This window comes from Bradyrhizobium altum (assembly GCF_020889705.1).
GTDB classification, from domain to species: Bacteria; Pseudomonadota; Alphaproteobacteria; order Rhizobiales; family Xanthobacteraceae; genus Bradyrhizobium; species Bradyrhizobium altum.
Window position 1 is genome coordinate 62,355 of record NZ_JACMYP010000001.1, and the last position, 24,362, is coordinate 86,716.

The 24,362-nt window shown below is 63.6% G+C and carries 26 protein-coding genes and 1 pseudogene; 11 read left to right on the top strand and 16 right to left on the bottom strand.

Going from position 1 to position 24,362, the window contains the following annotated elements:
- Positions 1-17: 17 nt before the first annotated feature.
- Genes H8B02_RS00250 through H8B02_RS00260 form a run of 3 tightly spaced genes read right to left on the bottom strand, consistent with a single transcriptional unit; the run spans position 18 to position 2,390 of the window.
- Positions 18-728: an ABC transporter ATP-binding protein gene (locus tag H8B02_RS00250; protein ID WP_229163928.1), complete on the bottom strand. Its 711-nt coding sequence runs from the start codon at positions 726-728 to the stop codon at positions 18-20.
- A complete protein-coding gene (locus H8B02_RS00255; protein ID WP_229163929.1) occupies positions 718-1,455 on the bottom strand; it encodes an ABC transporter permease in 738 nt (245 codons plus the stop codon). The genes H8B02_RS00250 and H8B02_RS00255 overlap by 11 nt, the downstream gene beginning before the upstream one ends.
- Positions 1,456-1,457: 2 nt before the next feature.
- Positions 1,458-2,390 (bottom strand): ABC transporter substrate-binding protein, encoded by a 933-nt coding sequence (locus H8B02_RS00260; protein ID WP_229164231.1) that lies wholly within the window; start codon positions 2,388-2,390, stop codon positions 1,458-1,460.
- Positions 2,391-2,539: 149 nt separating this feature from the next.
- On the opposite strand from H8B02_RS00260, the gene H8B02_RS00265 reads away from it, so the two are divergent.
- The gene (locus tag H8B02_RS00265) at positions 2,540-2,881 is read left to right on the top strand and encodes a hypothetical protein (RefSeq protein WP_376711575.1); all 342 of its coding nucleotides are present in this window, start codon (positions 2,540-2,542) and stop codon (positions 2,879-2,881) included.
- Between the two features lie 25 nt (positions 2,882-2,906).
- Here H8B02_RS00265 and H8B02_RS00270 read toward each other — a convergent pair whose 3' ends face one another.
- Together H8B02_RS00270 and H8B02_RS00275 are read right to left on the bottom strand one after the other, a co-directional pair.
- Positions 2,907-3,731: a quinoprotein dehydrogenase-associated SoxYZ-like carrier gene (locus H8B02_RS00270; RefSeq protein WP_229163931.1), complete on the bottom strand. Its 825-nt coding sequence runs from the start codon at positions 3,729-3,731 to the stop codon at positions 2,907-2,909.
- A gap of 43 nt (positions 3,732-3,774) precedes the next feature.
- Positions 3,775-4,665 (bottom strand): quinoprotein relay system zinc metallohydrolase 2, encoded by an 891-nt coding sequence (locus H8B02_RS00275; protein ID WP_376711579.1) that lies wholly within the window; start codon positions 4,663-4,665, stop codon positions 3,775-3,777.
- A gap of 203 nt (positions 4,666-4,868) precedes the next feature.
- Here H8B02_RS00275 and H8B02_RS00280 point away from each other — a divergent pair, with 203 nt between their 5' ends.
- Together H8B02_RS00280 and H8B02_RS00285 are read left to right on the top strand one after the other, a co-directional pair.
- Positions 4,869-5,750, top strand: a complete 882-nt coding sequence (locus H8B02_RS00280) for a substrate-binding domain-containing protein (protein WP_229163933.1) — start codon at positions 4,869-4,871, stop codon at positions 5,748-5,750.
- Positions 5,747-6,301: a PQQ-dependent catabolism-associated CXXCW motif protein gene (locus H8B02_RS00285; protein ID WP_229163940.1), complete on the top strand. Its 555-nt coding sequence runs from the start codon at positions 5,747-5,749 to the stop codon at positions 6,299-6,301. The genes H8B02_RS00280 and H8B02_RS00285 overlap by 4 nt, the downstream gene beginning before the upstream one ends.
- Before the next feature lie 36 nt (positions 6,302-6,337).
- Here the strand turns inward: H8B02_RS00285 and H8B02_RS00290 are convergent, their stop codons facing one another.
- From H8B02_RS00290 to pedA1, 6 genes are all read right to left on the bottom strand, one after another.
- Positions 6,338-6,634 (bottom strand): copper-binding protein, encoded by a 297-nt coding sequence (locus tag H8B02_RS00290; protein ID WP_212310304.1) that lies wholly within the window; start codon positions 6,632-6,634, stop codon positions 6,338-6,340.
- Between the two features lie 105 nt (positions 6,635-6,739).
- Positions 6,740-7,357, bottom strand: a complete 618-nt coding sequence (locus tag H8B02_RS00295) for a hypothetical protein (protein WP_376711576.1) — start codon at positions 7,355-7,357, stop codon at positions 6,740-6,742.
- A complete protein-coding gene (pedC, locus tag H8B02_RS00300; RefSeq protein ID WP_229163942.1) occupies positions 7,354-8,202 on the bottom strand; it encodes a lanthanide ABC transporter permease protein PedC in 849 nt (282 codons plus the stop codon). Before pedC ends, H8B02_RS00295 begins: the two co-directional genes overlap by 4 nt.
- Positions 8,199-9,014 carry a lanthanide ABC transporter ATP-binding protein PedB/LutE gene (pedB, locus tag H8B02_RS00305; RefSeq protein WP_229163948.1) on the bottom strand — a complete coding sequence of 272 codons (816 nt, stop codon included), beginning with the start codon at positions 9,012-9,014 and terminating at the stop codon, positions 8,199-8,201. Before pedB ends, pedC begins: the two co-directional genes overlap by 4 nt.
- Positions 9,011-9,988: a YVTN family beta-propeller repeat protein gene (locus tag H8B02_RS00310; RefSeq protein ID WP_229163949.1), complete on the bottom strand. Its 978-nt coding sequence runs from the start codon at positions 9,986-9,988 to the stop codon at positions 9,011-9,013. The genes pedB and H8B02_RS00310 overlap by 4 nt, the downstream gene beginning before the upstream one ends.
- Before the next feature lie 5 nt (positions 9,989-9,993).
- Positions 9,994-11,175: a lanthanide ABC transporter ABC transporter substrate-binding protein PedA1 gene (gene pedA1, locus H8B02_RS00315; RefSeq protein WP_229163950.1), complete on the bottom strand. Its 1,182-nt coding sequence runs from the start codon at positions 11,173-11,175 to the stop codon at positions 9,994-9,996.
- Between the two features lie 159 nt (positions 11,176-11,334).
- On the opposite strand from pedA1, the gene H8B02_RS00320 reads away from it, so the two are divergent.
- On the top strand, positions 11,335-11,850 hold the full coding sequence (locus H8B02_RS00320; RefSeq protein WP_229163954.1) for a DUF3280 domain-containing protein: 516 nt from the start codon (positions 11,335-11,337) through the stop codon (positions 11,848-11,850).
- A 157-nt stretch (positions 11,851-12,007) separates the two neighbouring features.
- On the opposite strand, the gene fghA is transcribed toward H8B02_RS00320, so the two are convergent.
- Both fghA and H8B02_RS00330 read right to left on the bottom strand, forming a co-directional pair.
- The gene (gene fghA, locus H8B02_RS00325; protein ID WP_229163955.1) at positions 12,008-12,853 is read right to left on the bottom strand and encodes an S-formylglutathione hydrolase; all 846 of its coding nucleotides are present in this window, start codon (positions 12,851-12,853) and stop codon (positions 12,008-12,010) included.
- A 24-nt stretch (positions 12,854-12,877) separates the two neighbouring features.
- Positions 12,878-13,498: a response regulator transcription factor gene (locus H8B02_RS00330; protein ID WP_229163957.1), complete on the bottom strand. Its 621-nt coding sequence runs from the start codon at positions 13,496-13,498 to the stop codon at positions 12,878-12,880.
- A gap of 181 nt (positions 13,499-13,679) precedes the next feature.
- Here H8B02_RS00330 and H8B02_RS00335 point away from each other — a divergent pair, with 181 nt between their 5' ends.
- Positions 13,680-15,044 (top strand): histidine kinase, encoded by a 1,365-nt coding sequence (locus tag H8B02_RS00335; RefSeq protein WP_229163959.1) that lies wholly within the window; start codon positions 13,680-13,682, stop codon positions 15,042-15,044.
- Here H8B02_RS00335 and H8B02_RS00340 read toward each other — a convergent pair.
- Both H8B02_RS00340 and H8B02_RS00345 read right to left on the bottom strand, forming a co-directional pair.
- Positions 15,041-15,457 (bottom strand): YkvA family protein, encoded by a 417-nt coding sequence (locus H8B02_RS00340; protein WP_229163961.1) that lies wholly within the window; start codon positions 15,455-15,457, stop codon positions 15,041-15,043. The genes H8B02_RS00335 and H8B02_RS00340 overlap by 4 nt on opposite strands.
- A 29-nt stretch (positions 15,458-15,486) precedes the next feature.
- Positions 15,487-16,461: a helix-turn-helix domain-containing protein gene (locus tag H8B02_RS00345; RefSeq protein WP_229163963.1), complete on the bottom strand. Its 975-nt coding sequence runs from the start codon at positions 16,459-16,461 to the stop codon at positions 15,487-15,489.
- A 418-nt stretch (positions 16,462-16,879) separates the two neighbouring features.
- Here H8B02_RS00345 and xoxF5 point away from each other — a divergent pair, with 418 nt between their 5' ends.
- The 6 genes and pseudogenes from xoxF5 (at position 16,880) to H8B02_RS00375 (ending at position 23,362) form a co-directional block, all read left to right on the top strand.
- Positions 16,880-18,682, top strand: coding sequence for a lanthanide-dependent methanol dehydrogenase XoxF5 (xoxF5, locus tag H8B02_RS00350; RefSeq protein WP_229163965.1), 1,803 nt, complete (start codon positions 16,880-16,882; stop codon positions 18,680-18,682).
- Positions 18,683-18,806: 124 nt separating this feature from the next.
- Positions 18,807-19,283 (top strand): c-type cytochrome, methanol metabolism-related, encoded by a 477-nt coding sequence (locus H8B02_RS00355; protein ID WP_229164233.1) that lies wholly within the window; start codon positions 18,807-18,809, stop codon positions 19,281-19,283.
- Positions 19,284-19,333: 50 nt separating this feature from the next.
- Entirely contained in the window at positions 19,334-20,443 is a 1,110-nt protein-coding gene (locus H8B02_RS00360; protein WP_050405342.1) for an S-(hydroxymethyl)glutathione dehydrogenase/class III alcohol dehydrogenase, read from the top strand.
- Positions 20,444-20,475: 32 nt separating this feature from the next.
- Positions 20,476-21,038: pseudogene (gene gfa, locus H8B02_RS00365) on the top strand (S-(hydroxymethyl)glutathione synthase).
- A gap of 151 nt (positions 21,039-21,189) precedes the next feature.
- Positions 21,190-22,143, top strand: coding sequence for a hypothetical protein (locus H8B02_RS00370; protein ID WP_229163967.1), 954 nt, complete (start codon positions 21,190-21,192; stop codon positions 22,141-22,143).
- A gap of 76 nt (positions 22,144-22,219) precedes the next feature.
- Positions 22,220-23,362, top strand: a complete 1,143-nt coding sequence (locus H8B02_RS00375) for an epoxide hydrolase family protein (RefSeq protein WP_229163974.1) — start codon at positions 22,220-22,222, stop codon at positions 23,360-23,362.
- A gap of 105 nt (positions 23,363-23,467) precedes the next feature.
- On the opposite strand, the gene H8B02_RS00380 is transcribed toward H8B02_RS00375, so the two are convergent.
- Complete coding sequence (locus tag H8B02_RS00380; RefSeq protein ID WP_229163975.1) at positions 23,468-23,932, bottom strand: GNAT family N-acetyltransferase; 465 nt, start codon at positions 23,930-23,932, stop codon at positions 23,468-23,470.
- Positions 23,933-24,362: the final 430 nt, after the last annotated feature.

Here is a 24,362-nt window from a genome sequence, read left to right on the forward strand (position 1 = left end):
CCAAGGATGACGGCGTCTCACATATTTGCAAGGTCCAACTGTGAGAGCTGCCGCTTGATTTCGTCGATCTCCGGCTCGCCGCGCACCGCGCGCGGCGCGGCGATGGTTTCGACGTGAAGGATTCGAGCCGGTCGCGGCGACAGGAAGAACAGCCGGTCGCCGAGGCGGACTGCGTCGTCGAGATCGTGGGTGACCAGCAGCGTCATCATCTCCCGGCTGGCTACCAGCGTGGCGATCTGGTCGCGCAGCCGCCCCGCAAGTGCATTGTCGAGCGAAGCCAGCGGCTCGTCGAGGATGAGGAAGTCCGGCTCGATGGCGAAGGCGCGGGCGAGCGCGACGCGGCGGGCGAGGCCGAGCGACAGCTCACCGGGAAAATGGTTGCGGTGCACGCTCAATTCGAGCACCTCGAACAGCGCCGACAGCGTGCCGTCGTCGACATGCGGTGCGGCGATCCGCACATTCTCCTCCACGGTGCGCCAGGGCAACAGCCGCGGCTCCTGAAACACCATGCCGAGGCGCATGCCCGGGGAGCGCGCGATATGGCCCTGGTAGTTGGCGTCGAGCCCGGCGAGAATCCGCAGCAGGGTGCTCTTGCCGCAGCCCGACGGTCCGAACAGCACGCCAACCTCGCCGGCGTTCAACGTGAAGGTGACGTTGTCGAGCACGTCGTGCCGCTTTCCGGCCGCACTCGCAAAGCTCTTGCCTGTGATATTGACCTCAAGCTGCACGGAGCCGCCACCGCGTTAGCCTGGTTTCAAACGGCTGCACCAGCAAGGTCTCGATGACGAGCACGACACCGGCAAAGCTCAGCGAGTAGGCGAGCAGCAGGGGGATGTCGAACAGCTGGAAGGCGACCCCGATCTCGAAGCCGACGCCGTTGGGGCGGCCCAGATATTCTGCGACCAGCACGATCTTCCAGACCAGCGACAGCCCGGAGCGCGCAGCGGCCGCAATGTAGGGCGCAAGCTGCGGCAGGACCACATGCCGGAAGGCGCGGCCGCGCGGCAAGGCAAAGGCCGTTGCCATCTCGTCGAGCGCAGGATCGAGCGCGCGGGCCCCCTCGCGCAGGGTGACGACCGCGGTCGGCAGCTTGTTGATGGCGATGGCCGTGATCGCGGCGACCTCGGTCAGCCCGGCCCAGATGTAGGCCAGCACGATGACGACCAGTGCCGGCAGGTTGAGCAGCAGGATCAGCCAGGGATCGCCAAGGCGATTGGCAAGCGACACGCGGCCCATTAGATAGCCGATCGCCGAGCCGAGCGCCATGGCAAGGGTGAAGGCCAGCGCGACACGCGCCAGCGTTGCGCCGAGATTGACGAACAGCGCGCCCGATCGCGCTTCGGCGATGAGGACCGACAGCACCGCCGGCGGCGCCGGCAGCTTGGTATCGCCGATCAACAGCGAGGCAATCCACCAGGTCGCGATGAACAGCGCGAATGACAGGAGGCGCAGCACCGCTAGTCTCCCGGGATCGCTTGATAGAACGTGCCGGGATCGAGCTCGGTCGCGGTGCCGACGAGATCGCGGCCGCCGAGCTGCGCCAGCACCCGGTAGAGCACGCGAGCATCAGCCTCTTCGTCAGCGATCGGACGGCGTGGGATACCCTCGCGGTAGCGGTCGCGATAAGCGCGCAGCGTCGCCGCATCCTGCGCGCCGGTCAGCGGCGCAATCGTGTCCCATTCGGCATCCGAGGTCGCCAGAATCTCTTTCGCGGCACGCGTCACGGCGATGAAGCGGGCCACCAGATCCTTGTTGGCATTGGCCCAGGCTTCGTCGAACACGTAGCCGATCATCGCGATGCGGCCCTTGCTGCCGAGCTTTTGCAGGACCTCCTCCATGCCGGCGAGCCGGCGAAAGCCCTTGGCTTCAAGCGCCGCGCAGAAATTCCAGTAGTTGAGCGTCGCGTCCATCTCGCCACCGAGGGCCTTGGCGGCCAGCAGCGGCGGCGCGCCGTAGACGATGGTCGACTGCGACTTCAGGTCGACGCCATCCTGCTTCAATGCGGCCTGCAGCAGCAGCCAGTTCTTGTCGATCGCACCGCCGGCAATGGCGAGCTTGCGCCCCTTGAGGTCCGCCAGCGTCTTGAGCGGTGAGGCGGCTGGGACCATCACAGCGCCCAGCGCGCTCGAGTACGGATAGAACTGCAGCTTGGCGCCGAGCGAGCGTTCGCGCGACACCCAGGGCCAGTCGGATACCATGACGTCGGCCGAGCCGGAGCGCAGCGCGATCTTGCCGGCCTCGGGGCTGGCGAGCTCGACGACATCGATCGACAGATTGGCCTTCTTGTCGAGACCATGGGAACGAATGACGGCCAGTTCCCAGGCCAGCGTTCCGGTCTTCTGCGCTGCAACGCGGATGGTCTCCGCGTTGCACGAGGTGCCGAACTGCATGACCGCCAGAACTGCCGCAGCCAACACCGTGCGTACAGAGATGATCATCGTTTCTTGAGCCACTTCCCCGAATGTTTTCTTTTCTGATCAACATCCATAGCATAGCTTGCGGAAAGAGAAGAGGAAGCAGGACCATGGCAGGAGCTGGCATGCTACGACCGATTGTCGCCGTCCTGGTGCTCGGCGGGACGGCCGTCAGCGTGCGGGCCCAGGAGATCAATGACTATCCGACCTCGGCGCGGGCCGAATATGTGTTTGGCTGCATGAAGTCCAATGGCGAATCCCGGCAGTCGATCGAACAATGTTCCTGCTCGATCGACGTGGTCGCCTCGATCATCCCCTATGATCGCTACGTCACTGCCGAGACTGTGCTGAGCATGGCGCAGGTGCGCGGCAATCTGGGCGGCCAGTTCCGCTCGTCCGAGCAGGCCGCCAACGCGCTCAACGACCTCAGGCGTGCGCAGGCCGAGGCCGAAGTGAGGTGTTTCTAGCGTTGATCGTGGGATCGCGAACGCGTCAGGTCCCGGGATTCTCGACCTTCCATTCGTGGCCGAAGACGTGCCCGTCGGTGTCCTTGGCCTCGGCACGGAAATGCTTGGCGCCATTCGAGACGTAAGTGAAGCGGATGTTGGGGTCCTCGGAAATCGAGATCCCGCCCTCCATCGTGAGCACCGGACTGTCGTCCTGCCAGATGTGCAGCTCATTGACGAAGAAGGCCGGGATATAGAGCTGCGTGACCTGGTCCATCTGCAGGCCTGAATTATTCGGATGCCCGATCATGATCTGGGCCTCCCGTGTGCTCGTCGCCGGCCCCTGTTCGGACTTTGTGAATTGCCGGTAACGCATCTGGCCGAGCCGGTTCTTCGCTTCCTCGACGTTCTTGCCGGCCGGTGCCGAGCAGCCGCCGGATGCTTTCACATACACCTTGCTGACATAGAGCTTGCCGTCGCTGAGCTCCGCGACGGCGTGCACATTGGTGTAGTTGTTGACGCGGACGCGGGTCGAGATCTCGGTGACGTTGGCGTCCGGCCCCAGCGTGAACTTCGCGGCCATCGGCGCCGGGTTCTCGTCGATCACAAGCGTGATCGCGACGACGCGGCGGCTATCGCCAGGCTGCAGCTTGGTGCGCAGCGTCACCGGAACGATTGCGGCGTCTTCCGCGCGCGCCGGCATCTCGATGCCGATGATATCGTTGCCGTCATTCATCGGACGATTGCTGAAGATGTCCTGGACGAGACCCGGCCAGGGATCATAGGTCTCAGCCGCGGGCGCAGCGTGTGTCCCCAGCGCGATCGCAAGAAGGCTGGCGATGCAAAGCAGGCGGGCGCGATGTCCAGTCATGTTCGCGAGATCCTATGCAGCCGCGTCATTATAGGACCAACAGCTACTCCCATTCAATTTCCGAGAATGCTGCAGTTGCGTTGCGGGCGTTGTAATCGTCGAACAATTGCCAGCGCGGCCGCTCGGCTGCCGCGGCATGCTCCGCCGCGGCCGTGATCGGCTTGCCGCCTGCGACCAGCGCGCGGACGTCCGCGGCCAGCGTCTCAAGGTAACGCCGCTCGTCGGCAAGCGCTGCAGGCGACGCACTCACGGGTCCGTGACCAGGAACCACGCGCTCGGCAGGAATAGCCTGGAGATCGTCGAGCGCACGCAGCCAGCCCTTGAGGCTGCCGTCGACCACCGGAATATGCTCGAGGAACACCAGATCGCCGACGAACAGGGTGCCGGTGCGCTCATCGAACGCGGTGAGGTCGTTGTCGCTGTGGGCGGGTGGCCATGCCTTCAAGGTGAGGGTCCGTCCGCCGAGGTCGAGCTTCAGCGTGTCCGTGACCAGCACGGTCGGCGGAATGATGCGGACCTCGTCGATCAACGCATCGCCCATGGTCCGACGAAAGCCGTCGAGATAGAATTGCCCGCGTGTCGCCAGCGCGCGGGGCAGGGCCTTGTGGCCGACGAAGCTGGTACCGTCAGCCGCGAACGCCGCGTTGCCGAAGCTATGATCCGGATGCGCGTGGGTGTTGATCACATAGCGGATCGGCTTGTCACTATGGCTGCGCACCGCGGCGAGCAATCGCCGTCCTTCGCGGACACTGCCACCGGTGTCGATGACGGCAATGGCGCTGTCGCCGACCACGAAGCCGACATTGGCGATGGCGCCTTCGTTGTCGCGCGTCATCAATGCAGTGACCCCGGTGTGAACGAATATTCCGGGGGCGACTTCGCTCACAGGCAATTCCGCCTCTTGAGCCCGCGCTATGGTCGGCGCCCAAAGCATCAGGAGCAGCGCAAGCACCGAACCGCCATGAGCCATGTTTCCGCCTCAGTTTTTCCGGGACGCGCGATCGATGTCGTCGCGCTCCAGTTTGCGCTGCAACAAGCAACGCGGCACCGTCGCGATCATTATCCCTGTTGCACGCCATGGTGCGCCGGGCAATCGGTGGATGGCGGCAATCTGTCCGATCAAGAGGAGACCGCGCGATGAGAGTTATCGGATGCCGTCCTGTTCTGCTCGCGCTTGCCGGCTTCATCGTCTGTTTCGCCGGCCGCGACATCGCGCGTGCGCAGGTCAACGAGCAGAGCGAACTCTCCATCGAGCTGGTCGATCCCAAGGTGCTTCGCATCTGCGCCGATCCGCGCAACCTGCCGTTCTCGAATGACAAGGGCGAGGGCTTTGAGAACAAGATCGGCGAGCTGTTCGCCGAGAAGCTGCAAAAGAAGCTCGATTATATGTATTTCCCGCAGGCGACCGGCTTCGTGCGGATCACGCTCGGCTCGCATCGCTGCGACGTGATCATGGGCTTTCCGCAAGGCGACGACCTCGCGCAAGGGACCAATCCGTATTACCGCACGGCCTATGCGATCGTCGCCAAGCCGGGCAGTGGACTTGATGAAGTCACCACGCTCGAGGATGAGCGGCTGAAGGGCAAGCATATCGGCATCGTCGCTGGAACGCCGCCCGCGACCAACATGGCCATCAACGGCCTGATGACCAATGCGAAGCCATATCCGCTGATGATCGACACGCGCTACGATTCCTCGGCCGAGGCGATGATGAACGACCTTGAAAAGGGCGAGATCGACGCCGGCATCCTGTGGGGGCCGATGGCCGGCTTTTATGCCAAGAAGGCAAACCCGCCGCTGCATGTCACGCCGCTGCTCAAGGAGACCACGGGACCGAAGCTGGTCTATCGCATCGGCATGGGCGTGCGAGCGTCCGATCAGAACTGGAAGCGGCAGCTCAATCGCCTGATCCAGGAGAACCAGCCGGCGATCAACAAGATACTGCTCGACTTCGGCGTTCCGCTGCTCGACGAGAACGACCGTCCGATCGGGCCGGAGACCGCGACCAAATCGCCATGATCAGGCTCGCGGCCATGCTTGCGGTGATATTGCTCGCCGCTTCGCATGTCCGCGCGCAGGACCAGCCCGTAGAGCCCGAGGGGTATCGCACCGAGGATTATCGCACGGCGGTGCCGGCAACGCTTGCCGGCGCACGGGTGCTCACGACAGCGGAAGCGGCAGAGATCTGGCGCAACAAGTCCGGCACCTTCGTCGACGTGCTGCCGCGCGCGCCGAAGCCGAATCTGCCCGCCGGCACGGTGTGGCGCGAGCGGCCGCATCGCGATATTCCCGGCAGCATCTGGCTGCCCGACACCGGCTACGGCAAGCTCGCCGCATCGACCGAGGACTATATGCGACGCGGCCTGGTCCGCGCCTCCGGCGACGACAAGGCCAGATTGCTGGTGATCTACTGCCAGGAAAACTGCTGGATGTCGTGGAACGCCGCCAAGCGCGTGCTCTCCTACGGCTACCGCAGGGTGGCGTGGTATCCGGAGGGAACCGACGGGTGGGGGCGCGCCAATCTGCCGCTGGCGGATGTGGAGCCCGAGCCGCGCGAGGGCGAGCAGTAAGCCGTCCTCACGCGGCCAGGAAAATGCTCTAGCGAGCTACTTCTGCTTGTCGAGCTTGTTGATGGTCTTGCCGCCGTCGCCGTCCGTGGTGGTGAACGTCACCTTGTCGCCGGCGTGAAGCTCCTCCAGCGACTGTCCCTTGGCCACCTTGTATTCCTGAATGGCGCCGCCGGCCGCGCCCACCGTGCCGGTTTGCGTCTGCTGGATCGAGATGGTTCCACTCAGTCGGTCAATCTTGGTGACCATTCCCGACATGGATTGCTGGGCCAAAGCCGCTGTGGTGATCAGGCTCGCGGCGGCGAGGCTGGTCATGACGATCTTGGCTGCTCTCATCGAGGTCTCCCAACTTCAGATATAGTTGGAGACAACGAGCGGGCAGGGCAGTTTGTTCCGGCTGCGCGCTAATGATCCCCCGGGGGGCGGGCTCGGTCGCTGGCCTCAATCCAGTTCCTGCTGGATGGTGCGGCCGAGCGCGAACAGCCGCTGATCGATGATGGTCGGCACCTCGCAGACGAATTTCACCACGCGTCCGCGGTCCTCGAATATCCGCGTCTCCCAGACCAGCTGATTGCCGAGCTCGTCGACCTTGGCCAGGTCCGGCGGCGTGGCATCCTGCAGCGCCTGCAGCGCGATCGTATCGGCGCGGATCTTTTCCGCGGCCTCGCGCTGCTTGCGCATCACGCGCTCCAGCCCGTTCATGACCGAGGCCCGCTGACCGTTGAGCGTATCGAACAGGCCCGCAAACAGCAGCTTTCCCGCATTGGCCTTGTCGGCCGCGGCGGCCGACAGGAATTCGGCGATCTCCTTCTGCGCATCCTCGAGCGGAACGCGGCGCGCCGCGAGCTTGGTCGCAAGTTGGCTGACCTTCGGATCGTCTCTCCACTTGGTCTCGGCGTCGCCGAGCGGCGGCCCGGCCCAGACCGCGGCGAGCGAGATTTCGGGCACCTTGGCCTGCGCGCACGGCCAGTCCGGGTAACGCGGGTCGGCACCGAACGCGACCTGGTTCGACAGAACCATCGCGAGCAGCGCGCCGAGTGCTGGCCGCCAGCCTGTCATGCGTCGCCTCCGCCGGGTCCGCGGCGCACCAGGCCGCGCGATGGATCGTAAGCCAGGATCGCGCCGATCATGAACACCACCGTGCAGCCGCCGACCACCGCGAGCGAAACCCAGTTCATCTTGCCATACAGCGCAAACCGGATCAGCTCCACCGCATGCGTGAACGGATTGCACTGGCAGACATAATACAGCATCGGGCTGCCTTCCTGCACGCGCCAGAGCGGGTACAGGGCTGACGAGGCAAAGAACATCGGGAAGATGACAAAGTTCATCACGCCGGCGAAATTCTCCAGCTGCTTGATGCTGGCCGAGATCAGCATGCCCAATGCGCCGAGCATCAAGCCCGGCAGCACCAGCGCCGGAAGCACCGTGAGGTAGCCGATGTTCGGCGGCGTGATGTCCCAGAACCACGCGATCAGCAGGAAGGCGTAGACCTGAAGCAGTGACACCGCCGTGCCGGCGAGCAGCTTGCAGAACAGGAGATAGCCGCGCGGCAGCGGGCTGACCAGCAGCGTTCGCATGTTGCCCATCTCACGGTCATAGACCATCGACAGCGACGATTGCATGCCGTTGAAGAGCTGGATCATCGCGATCAGGCCGGGCGCGATATAGACCTCGTAGAGAATGTAGGTCTCATAAGGCGGGATGATCGAGATGCCGAGCACCTGACGGAAGCCGGCCGCGAAGATGAACAGCCAGACCAGCGGTCTGACCAGCGCCGAGACGAAGCGCTCGCGCTGATGCAGGAAGCGCAGCGCCTCACGCCAGACGATGCCGTTCAGGCAGACGATGTATTCCGACACCGAGAAGCCGCTTCGCTCAGGCGTGACCGTCGTGCTGCTCATGTTGGCGGTTTTCCGGCGAGGGTTGCCGTTCCGGTCAGGCGCATGAATGCGGTGTTGACGTCCTGGGCGCCGGCGTCCGCGATCACGCGCGACATCGGGCCGTGCGCCAGCATCCGGCCCTGATGCAGCACGACGAGGTCGTCGCCCGGCACGATCTCGTCGAACAGATGCGTCGCCCAGAGCACGCCGATGCCTTGTTCAGTAACGAGCTGGCGGACATGATCGAGAATGTCGGCGCGCGCCTTGACGTCGAGCCCGACGGTGGCCTCGTCGAGCAGCAGCAGCCGCGGACGGTGCAGCAGCGCGCGGGCGATTTCGAGCCTTCGCATCTGGCCGCCCGAGAGATCGCGCACCTTGCTCGTGGCGCGGTCGGCAAGACCAATGCGGCCGAGCACCTCGGCGCTGCGCAGCCGCGCCTCACGCCGCGAGATACCGTGCAGCGCGGCGTGATACAGCAGGTTCTGGGTCAGCGAGAGGTCGAGGTCGAGCGTGCGCGGCTGAAACACGACGCCCATCAGCCGCAGCGCTTCACCCGGCGTCCGGCTGATGTCGTGGCCGAAAATCCTGATCTGGCCGTTCTGGATCCCGAACAGTCGCGTCACCAGCGAGAACAAGGTGCTCTTGCCTGCGCCGTTGAGGCCCAGCAACGCGGTGAAGCTCGCAGGCTGAACCGTGAAGTTGATGTCGATCAGGGCGCGCCGCGGACCGTAGCTGTGGCTGACATTGCCGATCGACAGCGCCGGCGGCACGGCCGCTACAGGGCCTGTATCCGGCAAGGGCTGGCTCGCGATATGGGCGTCGGTTGCGGTCATGGCTGCGCGATCGTGATCCCCCAGGGCAGTTCGCCGACCTGAATGGTCTTGATCACCTTCTGGGCTGCGATGTCGATCACCGAGACATCGTTCGAGACGCCGTTGGTGACCATCAGATATTTTTCGTCGGGCGTGAAATCCATGTGCCAAACGCGCTGGCCGACCAGCAGATATTTGAGGACCTTGTGGGTCGCGCCGTCGACCACCGCGACGCGGTTGGCGGGGCCGAGTGCAACGAACGCGGTCTTGCCGTCCTTGGTCATGCCGATGCCGACGGGCTGGATCGCCTCGTTGCGCAGGCCCGGGATTTCGAAGGTGATCTTGCCGGTCACCTCGCGCTTGACCGGATCGATGATCGACACCGTGCCGCCGATCTCGGAGGAAACCCACAATTCGGAGCCGTCGCGCTTGAACTGGGCGAAGCGCGGCCGCGAATCGACCAGCACGTTGGCGACGATCTGGCGCGTCGTCGTGTCGATGAAATGCGCCATGTTGGTGGTTTCGGACGTGTTGATCAGGATCTTGCCGTCCGGGCTGATCGTCATGCCCTCGGGCTCGACGCCGACCTGGATGTCGCCGAGCCGGGCACGCTTCTCGAGATCGATCACGGTGACCGTGTTGTCGTTCTCGTTGGCGACATACATGGTCTTGCCGGCGGCATCCTGGGTGAAGAATTCCGGGTCGGGGCCGGAGGGCAGGGTGTCGACGATCTCCTGGGTCTTGGTATCGATCACCTGGATCGTGTCGTCGTCGCCGACCGCGACCATCACGAACTTGCCGTCGCGCGAGAATTCGATGCCGCGCGGCCGCTGGCCGACCTTGATGGTCTTTGTCACCGTCCAGCTGGTGGTGTCGATCACCGTGACGGTGTTGCCCTTCTCGTTGGAGACGTAGGCAACGAAGGCGGACGCCGGTGTCGCGGCAAGCCAAACCAGCATCCCGGTCAACAGACAGCGGCGCCACATGCGTTTCATCTCCCTCACTGCAGCTTGCACTTCGTTTCAGGCCGGTCAACACCGAGCGTGTCGAGTTCGGAGACCTGATGCAGGAAACCTTCCTGCGGCGAGACCGAAACGACCATACGACCATCGGCCAGCAGGATCGGCTGGCGGAGCTGCAGATTCCAGTCTCGCAGGGTCAATCGCGTGCCCTTGAAGGCGGCGATCGAGAAATCCTTGCTCTTGAGGAAGGCGATGACCTTCCTGGGATCGCCCGAATTGGTGCGGGAGGTGGCTTCCCCGATCATGCGCGCAGCGGTCCAGGCCTGCATGTCGAGCGCCGTCATGCGGCGCATGTTCAGCTTGACGAAGCGGTTCTGGATCTGGACCGCGCCCCATTGGTCATGCGTCGCGTCCCAGCTGGTCGGCACCAGGCCCGCCGAGCCGGCCACGGGACGGGGGTCCCAGGTCCGGTAGGGCAGATAGTTCGCGAACACCTCGCTCTCGTCGGCGGCGACCAGCACGTCGTAAGCCGGCGCCTGCTGCGTGAATACCGGCATCTGACGCTGGATCAGCGTCACGCCAGAGTCGGTGCGGCGGGCGCCGCCGGTGTCCTCGAAGGTCCGTTCCTGGACGATCTTGGCGCCGAAGCGCGTCGCGGCGCGTCGCAGCGCGTCGGCGTAGAGCTTGTCCTGATCATGCGAGCCAGTCACCAGCAGCCAGCGCTTCCACTGCTTCCACACCAGGTACTGGCCAAGTGCATCCGCCAGCATCGAGCGGGTTGGTGCGACATGGATCACGTTGGCGCGGCAGTCCTGCTCGCGCAGGCGATCGTCGATCGCGCCCACATTGAGCAGCACGGTGCCGTGATCGCGCAGCGCGTCGGCGACCTTGAGCAGGGCGTCGGCGGGCAGGTCGGTGATGATATAGTCGTTGCGGCCGGCGAGATCGGTCGCGACCTTGGCGACATCGTCGCTGTCCTTGACCTTGATCTCGTCGAGCACGAAGCGCTGGTTGAGGAATTTTCCGGTCGTATTGTTGTCTTCGATCGCAAGGCGTGCGCCGGCGATGCCGTCATTGTCGGCCGGCTGTTCGACCAGCGAAAGCGTCGATTTGATGCCGGCATGGCCGAGATAGCCGATATGGACCTCGACGGGATCAGCCGCCAGCGCTCCGGTTACCACCATGCTGAGCGCGAACGTGCCGATCAGCCATCGGAACATAACTCCTCCCGTAGTCATTTTTCACTCGGCATGGCATTGTCGAAAAGCGGCTTCCGCTTTTCTGGGCCATGCGTTGACGTGCAAGATGCCGGAATTGGCCTGGCTTGCAACCCCGCTTTTTGTCGTTGCGCGGTACCAAATTTCGATTGGTTCACAATCATGAGATCAGCGTTCGTCTTCGTCATGTATCTGCTGCTGATGTCCGCGGCGGCACGCGCCGAACCGCCCAAGCTTGCGGTGTTCGACCTCGAGATGATCGACACCAGCCTTCAAGGGGAGGTCGACGGACCGCGGACCGACGAACAGACGCGGTTGCTGCGCACCGGCGATCAGGTGCGCAAGGAGCTTGCAGATTCCGGCAGGTTCCACGTGATCGATATCGCGCCGGTCAATGCTGCGGCGCACGGCAGCAGTCTTCAGGCCTGCGGCGGATGCGACGTGAAGCTGGTCGGCGAGCTAGGCGCTGACCTCGCGATGACCGGCGTGGTGCAGAAGGTCTCCAACCTGATCCTCAACATCAATCTCTATCTGCGCGACGTACATGCTGGACAATTGGTGGCGGCAGTGAGCGCCGACATGCGCGGCAATACCGACGAATCCTGGTCGTGCGCCACCGATTACCTCGTGCGCAACCGCCTGCTCGCGCCGAACTACGGCGCGCCGCAAGCACGGTAGAACAGTTCTTCGCGTTGATGGCGGGACGGCAGTCTATCTCCGTCATCCTGAGGAGCGCGCTCATTGCGCGCGTCTCGAAGGGTCGACGGCCACCAGCCGGGCCGTGCATCCTTCGAGACGCGCTACGCGCTCCTCAGGATGACGGGGAGAGACTGGTTCAAGCCTTCAACCGCGCGGCGTGCCAGCGCAGGTGATCGGCCATGAAGGTCGAGATGAAGTAATAGCTGTGGTCGTAGCCGGGTTGACGCCGCAAGGTGAGGGGGATGTTGGCCTTCTCACAGGCGGCCTTCAGGAGCTCGGGCCGCAGCTGTTCGGTGAGAAAACCGTCGGCATCGCCATAGTCGACCAGCAGATCGGAGAAGCGGGCGCCGTCCTCGATCAATGCGACGGCATCCTGCTTGCGCCACGCCTGCTTGTCGCTGCCGAGATAGCCGCCCAACGCCTTGTTGCCCCACGGCACCTGCGATGGCGCCACGATCGGCGCAAACGCGCTGGCCGCGCGATACCGATCGGGATAGCGCAGCGCCACCGTCAGCGCGCCATGTCCGCCCATGGAGTGACCGAGGATCGATTGTCGCGCCGTGTCGACCGGGAATTGCTCGGCAATCAGCTTTGGTAATTCCTCGGTGACATAGCTCCACATCCGGTAATTGGTCGCGAACGGTTGTTCGGTCGCATCGACATAGAAGCCTGCGCCGAGGCCAAAATCGTAGGCGTTGGCGGGATCTCCAGGGACGCCTTCGCCGCGCGGGCTGGTGTCGGGTGCAACGAAGATCAGGCCGAGCTCGGCACAGGCCTGCCGGAATTCACCCTTCTCGGTGACGTTGGCGTGCGTGCAGGTCAGGCCCGACAGATAGGTGACGACAGGCAGCTTGGCGCCGACCGCATGATCAGGGACAAACACCGAGAAGGTCATATCAGTCTTGGTCTCGCGGCTTGGATGCCGGTAAACGCCTTGCGTGCCGCCATGCGACTTGTTCTGGGAAACCGTCTGCATTGCCATATTCCTCTGTGTTGGAGCGCGACGTCAGCCGACGCCGCTCTCGATCGCGAGGCGCACCAGCTCTGCCGAGGTGCGCACGCCAAGCTTCTGGCGCATGATCGATGACGTGTTCGCGACCGTCTTGTAGGACGAATGCACCAGCCAGGCGATCTCCGACAGGCTCTTGCCGGAACTGAGCAGGCGCAGGATCTCCATCTCGCGCGAGGTCAACTTGGAGAGCGGATTTTGCGCAAAGCCCGGCCGCGCAAAGGCGACGTTGCGTGCGATCGCCGGCGGCAGGTAGACGCCGCCATTGCCGACCTCACGCACGGCCTCCACCAGATCGTTGGGATCGCCGGTCTTCGAGACGTAGCCCTTGGCGCCGATGTCGATGGCGCGGGCGGCGAACACCGGGTCGTCGTTCATGCTGAACATGATGAGGCGCGCGGATGCATCGCGCGTCAGGATACGACGGGCCAGCTCGAAGCCGGAGACCGTCGGCAGGTTGATGTCGATCACACAGAGATCGGGCTTTTCCGTGATGAAGGCGCGTTCGCCGCTTTCGGCATCCGCAGCTTCCAGCAGGATGATCTCGGGATCGTCGGCGAACACGGTGCGACAGCCGGAAGCAACGATGGGATGATCATCAACGATCAGAATGCGCATGGCGTTGTTCCGGCGACCTGCTTCGACTAGCTCATCGTTACATCGATTTGCACGAAGAACACCTCGGTTCCGACCGGTTGTGCACCTCGCACGAGATTGCGATAGGGTGCGATTAGATAGCCGGGCAAATTTGGCTGTCAACGATCCTCTCGGAGGAGGGATCGCGGTCGGGGGCACCGTCATGTGGCAAAAGCTATCCTTGCGCGCACGGATCAACCTGCTGCTGGCGCTGATACTGGCGCTTGGGTTGGGCATCAATATTGCGCGGCTCGTGCTGGAAGCCGGGCCGCGTGTCCAGGCCGAGGACCAGAGCGTGATCCGGCTGGCGCGCGAGTTTGTTGCAACGATGGTGGCCGGTCTCGACGAAGCGCCGGATCCGGATGGGCGGCTCGACCAGATTGTCCAGGACCTGAGCCGGCTGCGCCATGTCAGCATCACGCGACAGGATGACGCGACCGCAAAGTCTGCCGAGCGCCTGGAGGAGGCAGGCGATCCACGCGCCCCGCCTGAGTGGTTCGTCGCGCTGGTTCATCCCGAGCAGACCTCGGTGCGGGTGCCGATCTCGGTTCACGGCAAGCCGCAATCGCTTGTCATCACCTCGCATCCCGACGACGAAATGGCCGAGATCTGGGACGGCATCGTCACCCAGATCGAGGTCGGCTCCGCGATCGCGGTGGCGCTGCTGCTGGTGACCATGCTGGTGGTCGGCCGCGCTCTTGCGCCGCTGGAAGCGCTGTCGCAGGCCATGACCGGTATCGAGGCCGGGGATTACGACGCGCGCGTCGAGCCCAGCGGATCGCCTGAATTGGCTGCGATCTGTGCCAAACTGAACCATTTGGCGGCGACCCTTGGCGAAGCGGTGGACAGCAAGCGGCAACTGGCCGAACGTGCGGTCTCGCTGCAGGATTCCGAACGCAAGGAGATCGCGCGCGAATTGCACGATGAGTTCGGGCCCTATCTGTTCGCGCTGCGCGCGCATGCCGGCGCGCTGACGCGGCTGTCGGAGGTCGAAAAGCCCGATCCTGCTGCGCTACGCAAGCACGGCAGCGCTATCCTCGAGCAGGTCAACGCGCTTCAGCAGTTCACTCGCCGCATCCTAGAGCGATTGCGGCCGGTGGGATTGGCGGAGCTTGGGCTTGCGGAAGCGCTTGGCGCGCTGGTGCGGCTGTGGGGCGAGACCCACCCGGAGGTGGAGATCGAAAGCAGCATATCGCCTGATCTCGGCGAGACCGGCGAGACGGCCGATCTGACGATCTATCGCATCGTCCAGGAGGCGCTCACCAATGTGTTCCGCCACGCCGGCGCAACGGCAGTCGATATCACGATCGAGCCTGCGGAGCGGCAGACCGGCCCGCGCGGCAGCCGCGGCTGCGCGCTGGTGCGCGTCCGCGACAACGGCCGCGGCTTGCTCAGGGATCACCGGCTTGGCCGCGGTTTGACCGGCATGCAGGAGCGAATCCTCGCGCTCGGAGGCACGCTCAAGATCAATTCCAGCGATGATGGCGTGACGGTCGAGGCGCTGGTGCCAAAGGCCGCGCAGGCTTAGCGCGCGGTTCGCGGCCAGTATGCGAAGACGGCCCATGCCAGCGCGAGTGCGCCGGCGATCCAGAGCACGATGATTGCGATCATTCCCGCTCGACTGATCGGGCGCTGCAAGACGGCACTGGCATTAGCGCGGCATTCGGCCATCACCTCATCCGGAACGAGGGAGATCGCAAGCCAGATGCCGAACGGCAGCAGGATCAGATCGTCGAGATAGCCGATGACCGGGATGAAATCCGGAATCAGATCGATAGGCGAGAGCGCATAGGCCGCGATGGCGACGGCGAGCGCCTTTGCGTACCACGGTACGCGCGGATCACGTGACGCGAAATACAGCGCAACGCTGTCTCGTTTCAGGTTGCGCGCCCAAGCCTTGATTGAGGAAAGTTTGATTGAGGATAGCTTGATGGACGGCATGGCATGGCGCCTGCACGCCAGGCGAATCGCTATTCCAGTACCACATCGACCGGCATGCCGCCGTGCAGACCCTTGTGCACGGAGGAGGGGGCGATGCCAAAATACTTCCGGAATACGCGGCTGAAATGCGAAGAGCTCGAGAAGCCCCAGGAGAACGCGACGTCCGTGATGGTCTTGCCGCTCTGGGATTCCAGCTCCTGCCGGCAATTTTGCAGCCGGGCCTTCCAGATGTAGTCGCTGACCGTCATGCCGCGATCGCTGAACAGCATGTGCAGATAGCGCTTCGAGCAGCCGAGCGCCGCGGAAATGCGGTCGATGCAGAGATCGGGATCGCGCAGATGCTCGCGGATGAAGCCCTGGGCCCGCACATAGGTCGCCTCGGCGCTGCCGCGGTCGAACATCGCGCCGGTCTCGCGCAGCGGCAGCAGCAGCAGGTCGATTAGCGCATCGGCCACGCCGACGGCGTTGACCGGGGTCAGCGTCGGCGCTTCGCCGAACGCGGCATGCACGAAATCATAGGCGATGCGGCCGGTGCCGTTGCGCGCCGAGAGCTTGCATGGCGCCATCTTGGAGAGCTGGAAGCCGCGCTCCTTGAGCAGGTCCTTCGGAACGATGACGACCTCGTGACGCGTCAGGGACGGGCTGATGATGGTGTGCGGACACGACACGTCGTAGGCGAAGCAGTCGCCCGGCATGATGTCGAAGTGCAGACCGTCCTGCTCGAAATGCGAGACGCCGTGGGTCTGGAAAACGATCTTGATGTAGGGATGCTCGCTCAGCCTGATGCGCGAGACGGTATGCGCGATGCGATGCTGGCTTGCCTCGATCTGGCACAGCTTCAGTCGCGATACCGTCGTGAAATTGATCCGGCCCTCGAGCGAGGATCCTTCCAGCGCATCGACGTCGAACTGACCGCACAGGTCAGTGAGCGCATCCGACCAGCGCTGGATCTGCCGCTTGGGCGTCAATCCGTTCGTGCTGAGTGAATGGACTGTATCGGACATCTTTCCAGCCACCGATTCGATCCCCAACGTGACTGCTCATCGAGCTGAAATCTGGCCCGGGATGATGCGCCTTCTCCCTGATTCTGAACAGCTTAGGGAGGCGGCGGGACTTCTTCCCGGATAATGTCGGGTGATCCTCCGACTTAGTTCTGGGCGCGTCAAGCGCAACCTTGGGCCGGTTCTACTCCGACGCAGGAACGGCACTGAAGACGTTGCCCTGCAACATGAAGCAGCTTTACCTGCCAATTCGCGGCCCGACCGCAAAAATCTGACGATGCTTCGCTTCTGAGCAAACGGCGCTTCGCTGCTGGGCAAGTCAGCGCGGTTCGATAGGACTACCAGTGAGGTACCAAAATGGAAGAAGTGGGGCCGTTTCGGCGGAAACCCTTGAGCTCATGAACCTGGGAGGAAATCCACGATGCGCAAGCTGCTTTACGCGACCAGCCTTGGGGCAATAGCGGTGTTCGCCGCCGGAGCTGCCAACGCCAATGACGAACTCCACAAGATGACGCAGAACCCGAAAGATTGGGTGATGCCGACCGGCGATTACACCAATCAGCGCTATTCGAAGCTGAATCAGATCAACGCCCAGAACGTCGGAAAGTTGCAGGTAGCGTGGACGTTTTCGACCGGCGTGCTGCGCGGTCACGAGGGCGGCCCGCTGATCATCGGCAACATGATGTACGTGCATACGCCGTTCCCGAACAAGGTCTACGCTATTGACCTTTCCAAGGACAATCAGATCGTCTGGAAGTACGAGCCGAAGCAGGATCCGAACGTCATTCCGGTGATGTGCTGCGACACGGTCAATCGCGGCGTCGCCTATGGTGACGGCAAGATCATCCTGCATCAGGCCGATACCACGCTGGTCGCGCTCGATGCGAAGACCGGCAAGGTGGAGTGGAGCGTCAAGAACGGCGATCCGAGCAAGGGATCGACCGGTACGTCGGCGCCGATGGTCGTCAAGGACAAGGTCCTGGTCGGCATCTCCGGCGGCGAGTTCGGCGTCCAGGCCCACATGACGGCCTACGATCTCAAGACCGGCAAGCTGGTCTGGCGTGGCTTCTCGGAAGGTCCGGATGACCAGATCCTGGTCGACGACAAGACCACCGAGCTTGGCAAGCCGATCGGCAAGGACTCGAGCCTGAAGACGTGGCAAGGCGATCAGTGGAAGATCGGCGGCGGCGCGACCTGGGGCTGGATCTCCTACGATCCCGAACTCAACCTCGTCTATTACGGATCGGGCAACCCCTCGACCTGGAATCCGAAGCAGCGTCCCGGCGACAACAAGTGGTCGATGACGATCTGGGCGCGTAACCCGGATACCGGCGTTGCCAAGTGGGTCTATCAGATGACGCCCCATGACGAATGGGACTATGACGGCGTCAACGAGATGATCCTCTCGGATCAGAGCATCGACGGGAAGGCACGCAAGCTGTTGACGCACTTCGATCGTAACGGCCTCGGCTACACGCTCGATCGCGCCACCGGCGAACTGCTGGTCGCCGAGAAGTATGATCCGAAGGTGAACTGGACCTCCGGCGTCGACATGAACAAGAGCTCGCCGACCTATGGTCGTCCGAAGGTTCTTGACGCAGCGTCGACCGACAAGGCCGGCGAAGATCACAACGTCAAGGGCATCTGCCCGGCGGCGCTGGGTTCGAAGGACGAGCAGCCGGCGGCCTACTCGCCGGACACGCAGCTGTTCTACGTGCCGACCAACCACGTCTGCATGGACTACGAGCCGTTCAAGGTGAGCTACACCGCAGGTCAGCCCTATGTCGGCGCGACGCTGTCGATGTATCCGCCTCCCGGTGAGACCAACATGGGCAACTTCATCGCCTGGGACGGCAAGACCGGCAAGATCGTGTGGTCGAACAAGGAGCAGTTCTCGGTCTGGTCGGGTGCACTCGCGACCGCCGGCGGCGTGGTGTTCTACGGCACGCTGGAAGGCTACCTGAAGGCAGTCGACGCCAAGACGGGCAAGGAGCTCTACAAGTTCAAGACTCCGTCCGGCATCATCGGCAACGTCACCACCTATGAGAACGACGGCAGGCAGTACGTCGCCGTGCTGTCGGGTGTTGGCGGTTGGGCAGGCATCGGCCTCGCGGCCGGTCTGACTGATCCGACGGCCGGTCTCGGTGCAGTCGGCGGCTACGCAGCGCTGAGCAACTACACCGCGCTCGGCGGAACGCTCACCGTGTTCTCGCTGCCGCAGTGAGCTGAGCAACCCTCGTTCCGGCGCATGGAGCGATCTCCATGCGCCGGTCCGTCTTCAATCCGCACGCGAGGATATGCTTTTGCGTAAGATCTGGTTTGTGACTGCCGCGATCTTCGTCGTGGTAATGGGAGGAGTTGCCTCCGCCGAGGACGTAGGTGATCCGGCCGCCGTCAAGTCCGAGGACGGCAAGTATCTCGACAGGGATGGAAACCCGACGTTCAAGGTCGCGTCCGACGGTACGGTGGACTGGTACACCTACTCGGGCTACCGCCGCTATCATTCGGAGTGCCACGTCTGCCACGGACCCGACGGCATGGGCTCGACTTACGCGCCGGCTTTGAAGGATTCGTTGAAGACCATGAGCTATCCCGACTTCATGGGCGTGGTCGCGAGCGGGCGCAAGAACGTGTCGACGTCGCAGGAAAACGTCATGCCGGCATTCGGCGATAACCCGAACGTTGCCTGCTACATGGACGACCTCTATGTGTACCTGCGCGCCCGCGCTAACGATGCGGTTGGGCGTGTTCGACCGGCCAAGCACGAAGACAAGTCGGATACCTATGGAAAGGCGGAAGACGCCTGCATGGGCAACAAGAACTGAGCGTGACCGGCGCGAATGACAAACCTGTTTGATGTTTTGTGGAGACCAAGATGAAGACCCGCGCCGCAGTCGCATTCGAAGCCAAGAAGCCGCTTGAGATCGTCGAGCTCGACCTGGAAGGCCCCAAGGCCGGTGAGGTCCTTGTCGAGATCAAGGCGACGGGCATCTGTCACACCGATGCCTACACGCTCGACGGCTTCGACAGCGAAGGCATCTTTCCCTCGGTCCTCGGGCACGAAGGCGCCGGCATCGTTCGCGAGGTCGGCGCCGGCGTGACGTCGGTGAAGCCTGGCGATCACGTGATCCCGCTCTACACGCCCGAATGCCGCCAGTGCAAAAGCTGCCTGAGCCAGAAGACCAATCTCTGCACCGCGATCCGCGCGACGCAGGGCAAGGGCGTGATGCCCGATGGCACCTCGCGCTTCAGCTACAAGGGCAAAACGGTCTTCCACTATATGGGCTGCTCGACCTTCTCGAACTTCACCGTGCTGCCGGAGATCGCGGTGGCGAAGATCCGCGAGGACGCGCCGTTCGACAAGAGCTGCTACATCGGCTGCGGCGTCACCACCGGCGTCGGTGCTGTCGTCAACACCGCCAAGGTGACGCCGGGCTCCAACGTCGTGGTGTTCGGCCTCGGCGGCATCGGCCTCAACGTGATCCAGGGCGCCAAGATGGTCGGCGCCGACAAGATCATCGGCGTCGACATCAACGACTCCAAGGACAATTGGGGCCGCCAGTTCGGCATGACGCATTTCGTCAACCCGACCAAGGTGAGCGGCGATATCGTGCAGCACCTGGTTGGCCTCACCGACGGCGGCGCCGACTACACCTTCGACTGCACCGGCAACACCAACGTGATGCGTCAGGCGCTGGAAGCCTGCCACCGCGGCTGGGGCGTGTCGGTCGTGATCGGCGTCGCGGAATCCGGCAAGGAGATCGCGACCCGGCCGTTCCAGCTCGTCACCGGACGGGTCTGGAAGGGTACTGCGTTCGGCGGCGCGCGCGGCCGTACCGACGTGCCGAAGATCGTCGACTGGTACATGAACGGAAAGATCCAGATCGATCCGATGATCACCCACGTGCTGAAGCTCGACGAGATCAACAAGGGCTTCGACCTGATGCACGAGGGCAAGTCGATCCGTTCGGTCGTCGTGTTCTAAAATCAAAACACCAAGCACTAGAGGATAGGTCAATGACTGTTCATATCCACCCGTCAGTCGACAATGGCGTCAAGCAAGGCTCCGGCAGTTTTGCCGGTGGTACGCTGGTCTGCAAATGCGCGGACAAGAAGGTCAAGGTCGGGGTCAAGGGCGACGTCGCCCACAACCACGCCTGTGGCTGCACCAAATGCTGGAAGCCTTCGGGCGCCACCTTCTCGGTGGTCGCGGTGGTCCCGCGCGAGAACGTCACCGTGCTGGAGAACGGCGACAAGTTGAAGATCATCGACGCCGCGGCGGTGATCCAGCGCCATGCCTGCACCGGATGCGGCACCCACATGTACGGCCGGATCGAGAACAAGGGTCATCCGTTCTATGGCCTCGACTTCATCCATCCCGAGCTGTTCCAGGAGTCCGGCTCGGCAGCGCCCGGGTTCGCCGCCTTCGTCTCGTCCGTGATCGAGTCCGGCGTCAAGCCGGCCGACATGGCTGGGATCAGGTCGCGGCTGAAGGAGCTTGGGCTCGAGCCCTATGACTGCCTGTCGCCGGCGTTGATGGACGCGATTGCCACCACGTGGCGAAATCCAAGGCAGCCTGATCAAGGCAGCCTGACCGCGGCAGCCTGACAAGGGCGGCACGACCGGCCGGCCCTGACGAGATCCGGCGTCGGCAGAGGGCCTGCCGGCGACGGATATGCTGGTAGTACCCGTGACCTTGAACCTTGCATGCCCTGCGGGCGACCACAGGGCATGCATTTTATCTTCCGCCTTGCCCTCGTCCTATCCCCGATCCTGGTGCTTTCGCCGGCCCGCGCCGCGTCGCCGGAGGACCGCTACATCGCCGCGCGCGACGCTGCGATTGCCAAATTCGCCAAGCTGTCGAACGACAACAAGATCAATGAGGCCGTCGACAAGGCAGAGGCGGCCGCGCGCGACGAGCTGAAGGGGCAGCTGGTCGCGATCCTGTCCCAGCCCGCCCGGCCTGGCTTTGCCCCGGCCCAGCTCAACCTCGACACTCTATATAAAGGCGATATGGGGTTCGGCATGCTGGACGGCCTGCGCTTCGATGCCGACCCCGGCGGGGACGGCGGCAAGATCGGCGAGGAGCGCGCCGACGGCAGCTTTGTCGAACCGAAGGCCCATATCATCGTCACCTCCGAAGCCCTGTTCACGCGCTGGCTGCACGAGCACAAGACCTGGTGGGACAAGGGCAGCAAGAATGTGCCGCAGCAGGTCGAACCGGCCCTGAAGTTCGAGGGCCTGTACACCCAGGCGATTTCGACCGATGCCGCGGTGATCAATTTCAACGAGCTGCCGCTCGCCAAACCGGCGTCGGCAACCCTGACTTACGGTTTCCTCGCCGGCCGCACTCAGGATTCAACCCCTGAGGCCGCCGACGAGGTGTTCGTCGCGGCTCTCGCCAACGGCAAGTTCTACATCGCCTATGGCGAGATCGAGCCCACCGTGCAGGTGCCGGCCTGCGCGACGATCCGCGCCGACTACAACAAGCGGGCGGATGAAGCGGACGAGAAGCTGCGTCAGAAGCGGATCGACAAGAAGGCCTATGACAAGCTCGGCGACCTGCGCCAGCAGGGCGAGGATGCATTCAAGCGCTGCTTCGTCCAGCACGCCCCGGAACAACCGGCATTCGCCGAAGCCACCAAACGGGCCCAGGCGTTGCTGGAGACGGCGCTCGGCAAATAGCGTTGCCTGATGGTTTGATCGGTTGGCGGTCCGACCCTATGTTCCCCAAGCAGCTTTCGAGCCTCGGGGAGACGCCATGACTACCGCCATCAGCCCGTTTCGCATCGCCGTCAGCGACGATGTCCTCGAGGATCTCCGCACCCGGCTGCGCCGGACCCGCTGGCCGGAAGCCGAGTTGGTCGACGATTGGAGCCAGGGCGCGCCGCTGCAATGGATCAAGGAGGTTTGCCGCTATTGGGCCGAGACGTACGACTGGCGGCAGCGCGAGGCGCAGCTCAACCGCTTCAGCCAGTTCACGACCGAAATCGACGGGCTCGACATCCACTTCATCCATGTCCGTTCAAAGCATCCCGAGGCACGGCCATTGCTCATCACCCATGGCTGGCCGGGCTCGGTGGTCGAATTCCACAAGGTGATCGAACCCCTGACCGATCCGACCGCGCATGGCGGCAGCGCGGCCGATGCCTTCCATGTGGTGTGCCCGTCCTTGCCGGGCTTCGGCTTCTCGGCCAAGCCGACTGCGACAGGCTGGGGCGTCGGTCGGATCGCCACGGCCTGGGCCGTCCTGATGGAGCGGCTCGGCTACGCCAGGTATTTCGCGCAGGGCGGCGATTGGGGCTCCGCGGTCACGACCGCGATCGGTGGGCAGGACGCGGCGCACTGCGCCGGCATCCACATCACGCTTGCGATGTCGACCCGGCCCAATGTCGAAGGGCAGCCGACGCCGGAGGAGACCCGTGCGCTCAACGGCATCAAGTACTATGCCGACTGGGATTCCGGCTATTCCAAGCAACAGTCCACGCGGCCGCAGACCCTTGGTTACGCCCTGACGGATTCGCCGAGCGGGCAGGCGGCCTGGATCCTGGAAAAGTTCTGGGCCTGGACCGACTGCGACGGGCATCCGGAAAACATCCTCAGCCGCGACGAACTGCTCGACAATGTCATGCTGTACTGGGTGACCGAGACGGCCGCATCGTCGGCGCGGCTCTATTGGGAAAGCTTTGGGCCCGGCAAGCGAACCCCGCACAAGGTGAGCGTGCCGACCGGCGTTGCCGTGTTTCCCAAGGAGATCGTGACGCCGGTCCGCAAATGGATGGAGACGAATTTCACCAACATCCAGCACTGGCGCGAGATGCCGAAGGGCGGACATTTCTCGGCGTTCGAGCAGCCCGAGCTGTTCGTTGGCGAGGTGCGGGAATTTTTCGGCAAGCTGCGCTAGTTGTGTAGTTCGATGCGTAGGATGGGTAGAGCGAAGCGAAACCCATCGACCTCGCGTGCGGCACGCATGATGGGTTTCGCTGTGCTCTACCCATCCTACGAACTGCTACAGCAGTCCCCGGTAAATCCCCGGCGCGGAGCCTTCGATGGCCACCGCGCCGACGGCCTTCGAATAGAATTCGGCCGGCCCGACGCCGCCGATGATGGCGTAGCCGAAGCCCTGGTGTTTCATGTCCTCGAGACAGGCGAACAGCAGTGCCTTGCCGATGCCGCCCTGCTGCGCCTTCGGCGCGACGCCGGTCGGACCGAAGAAGTTGCGGCAGGCCGCGTCGTGGCAGGCGAATCCCACGATCTTCTTTTGCTGGATCGCCATGAAGCAGGAGACCGGTTGGCGGCTGAACGCAACCTCGGTTTCGCTGGCCCACGCCTCGCTGAACGTTTCCCGCACCCAGGCCACGACCTTGTGCTTTTCGGGAGCGAGCGCCCGGCGCATGACAATTCCGGCCTTGAGCAATCGCTCGTAGGCAGGCCGGGAATCGGGCAGGGCATAGAGTTTGACGAGCATGTCCATCCCGCGACCTTAATTGAAAACGCGTCCCTGGGGCAAATCACGGGAGGAAGGGTGAGGCGTAGGATGGGTAGAGCGAAGCGAAACCCATCGACCTCGCGTGCGGCACGCATGATGGGTTTCGCTGCGCTCTACCCATCCTACGAACTGCCTCGTCATTCCGGGGCGTGCGAAGCACGAGCCCCGAATCCATCGGGCCGCAGGCCTTTTGGATGAATGGATTCCCGGTTCTCGCTTCGCGAGCCCCGGAATGACGGATCTGTCGCGATAGATTGCCTCAGTGCGGACCGTCGAGCACCGCTGTTATTTCCGCCGTTGCTTGTTCGCGATCCTGGCTTCACGTGCAACTGCCCAGAAATACCCGCCGCAGAATGCAACTATCGCAACAATCACAGTGGCGGCGATAATCTCTTGCATGTCGGCGGCTCTCCAA

What these genes read in the sequence shown, in the direction of transcription:
- H8B02_RS00260 (WP_229164231.1), bottom strand. Translation starts at nt 2,390, where the DNA reads ATGCAGTTCGGCACCTCGTGCAACGCGGAGACCATCCGCGTTGCAGCG.
- H8B02_RS00265 (WP_376711575.1), top strand. Translation starts at nt 2,540, where the DNA reads ATGCTACGACCGATTGTCGCCGTCCTGGTGCTCGGCGGGACGGCCGTC.
- H8B02_RS00270 (WP_229163931.1), bottom strand. Translation starts at nt 3,731, where the DNA reads ATGACTGGACATCGCGCCCGCCTGCTTTGCATCGCCAGCCTTCTTGCG.
- H8B02_RS00275 (WP_376711579.1), bottom strand. Translation starts at nt 4,665, where the DNA reads ATGCTTTGGGCGCCGACCATAGCGCGGGCTCAAGAGGCGGAATTGCCT.
- H8B02_RS00280 (WP_229163933.1), top strand. Translation starts at nt 4,869, where the DNA reads ATGAGAGTTATCGGATGCCGTCCTGTTCTGCTCGCGCTTGCCGGCTTC.
- H8B02_RS00285 (WP_229163940.1), top strand. Translation starts at nt 5,747, where the DNA reads ATGATCAGGCTCGCGGCCATGCTTGCGGTGATATTGCTCGCCGCTTCG.
- H8B02_RS00290 (WP_212310304.1), bottom strand. Translation starts at nt 6,634, where the DNA reads ATGAGAGCAGCCAAGATCGTCATGACCAGCCTCGCCGCCGCGAGCCTG.
- H8B02_RS00295 (WP_376711576.1), bottom strand. Translation starts at nt 7,357, where the DNA reads ATGACAGGCTGGCGGCCAGCACTCGGCGCGCTGCTCGCGATGGTTCTG.
- pedC (WP_229163942.1), bottom strand. Translation starts at nt 8,202, where the DNA reads ATGAGCAGCACGACGGTCACGCCTGAGCGAAGCGGCTTCTCGGTGTCG.
- pedB (WP_229163948.1), bottom strand. Translation starts at nt 9,014, where the DNA reads ATGACCGCAACCGACGCCCATATCGCGAGCCAGCCCTTGCCGGATACA.
- H8B02_RS00310 (WP_229163949.1), bottom strand. Translation starts at nt 9,988, where the DNA reads ATGAAACGCATGTGGCGCCGCTGTCTGTTGACCGGGATGCTGGTTTGG.
- pedA1 (WP_229163950.1), bottom strand. Translation starts at nt 11,175, where the DNA reads ATGTTCCGATGGCTGATCGGCACGTTCGCGCTCAGCATGGTGGTAACC.
- H8B02_RS00320 (WP_229163954.1), top strand. Translation starts at nt 11,335, where the DNA reads ATGAGATCAGCGTTCGTCTTCGTCATGTATCTGCTGCTGATGTCCGCG.
- fghA (WP_229163955.1), bottom strand. Translation starts at nt 12,853, where the DNA reads ATGGCAATGCAGACGGTTTCCCAGAACAAGTCGCATGGCGGCACGCAA.
- H8B02_RS00330 (WP_229163957.1), bottom strand. Translation starts at nt 13,498, where the DNA reads ATGCGCATTCTGATCGTTGATGATCATCCCATCGTTGCTTCCGGCTGT.
- H8B02_RS00335 (WP_229163959.1), top strand. Translation starts at nt 13,680, where the DNA reads ATGTGGCAAAAGCTATCCTTGCGCGCACGGATCAACCTGCTGCTGGCG.
- H8B02_RS00340 (WP_229163961.1), bottom strand. Translation starts at nt 15,457, where the DNA reads ATGCCGTCCATCAAGCTATCCTCAATCAAACTTTCCTCAATCAAGGCT.
- H8B02_RS00345 (WP_229163963.1), bottom strand. Translation starts at nt 16,461, where the DNA reads ATGTCCGATACAGTCCATTCACTCAGCACGAACGGATTGACGCCCAAG.
- xoxF5 (WP_229163965.1), top strand. Translation starts at nt 16,880, where the DNA reads ATGCGCAAGCTGCTTTACGCGACCAGCCTTGGGGCAATAGCGGTGTTC.
- H8B02_RS00355 (WP_229164233.1), top strand. Translation starts at nt 18,807, where the DNA reads ATGGGAGGAGTTGCCTCCGCCGAGGACGTAGGTGATCCGGCCGCCGTC.
- H8B02_RS00360 (WP_050405342.1), top strand. Translation starts at nt 19,334, where the DNA reads ATGAAGACCCGCGCCGCAGTCGCATTCGAAGCCAAGAAGCCGCTTGAG.
- H8B02_RS00370 (WP_229163967.1), top strand. Translation starts at nt 21,190, where the DNA reads ATGCATTTTATCTTCCGCCTTGCCCTCGTCCTATCCCCGATCCTGGTG.
- H8B02_RS00375 (WP_229163974.1), top strand. Translation starts at nt 22,220, where the DNA reads ATGACTACCGCCATCAGCCCGTTTCGCATCGCCGTCAGCGACGATGTC.
- H8B02_RS00380 (WP_229163975.1), bottom strand. Translation starts at nt 23,932, where the DNA reads ATGGACATGCTCGTCAAACTCTATGCCCTGCCCGATTCCCGGCCTGCC.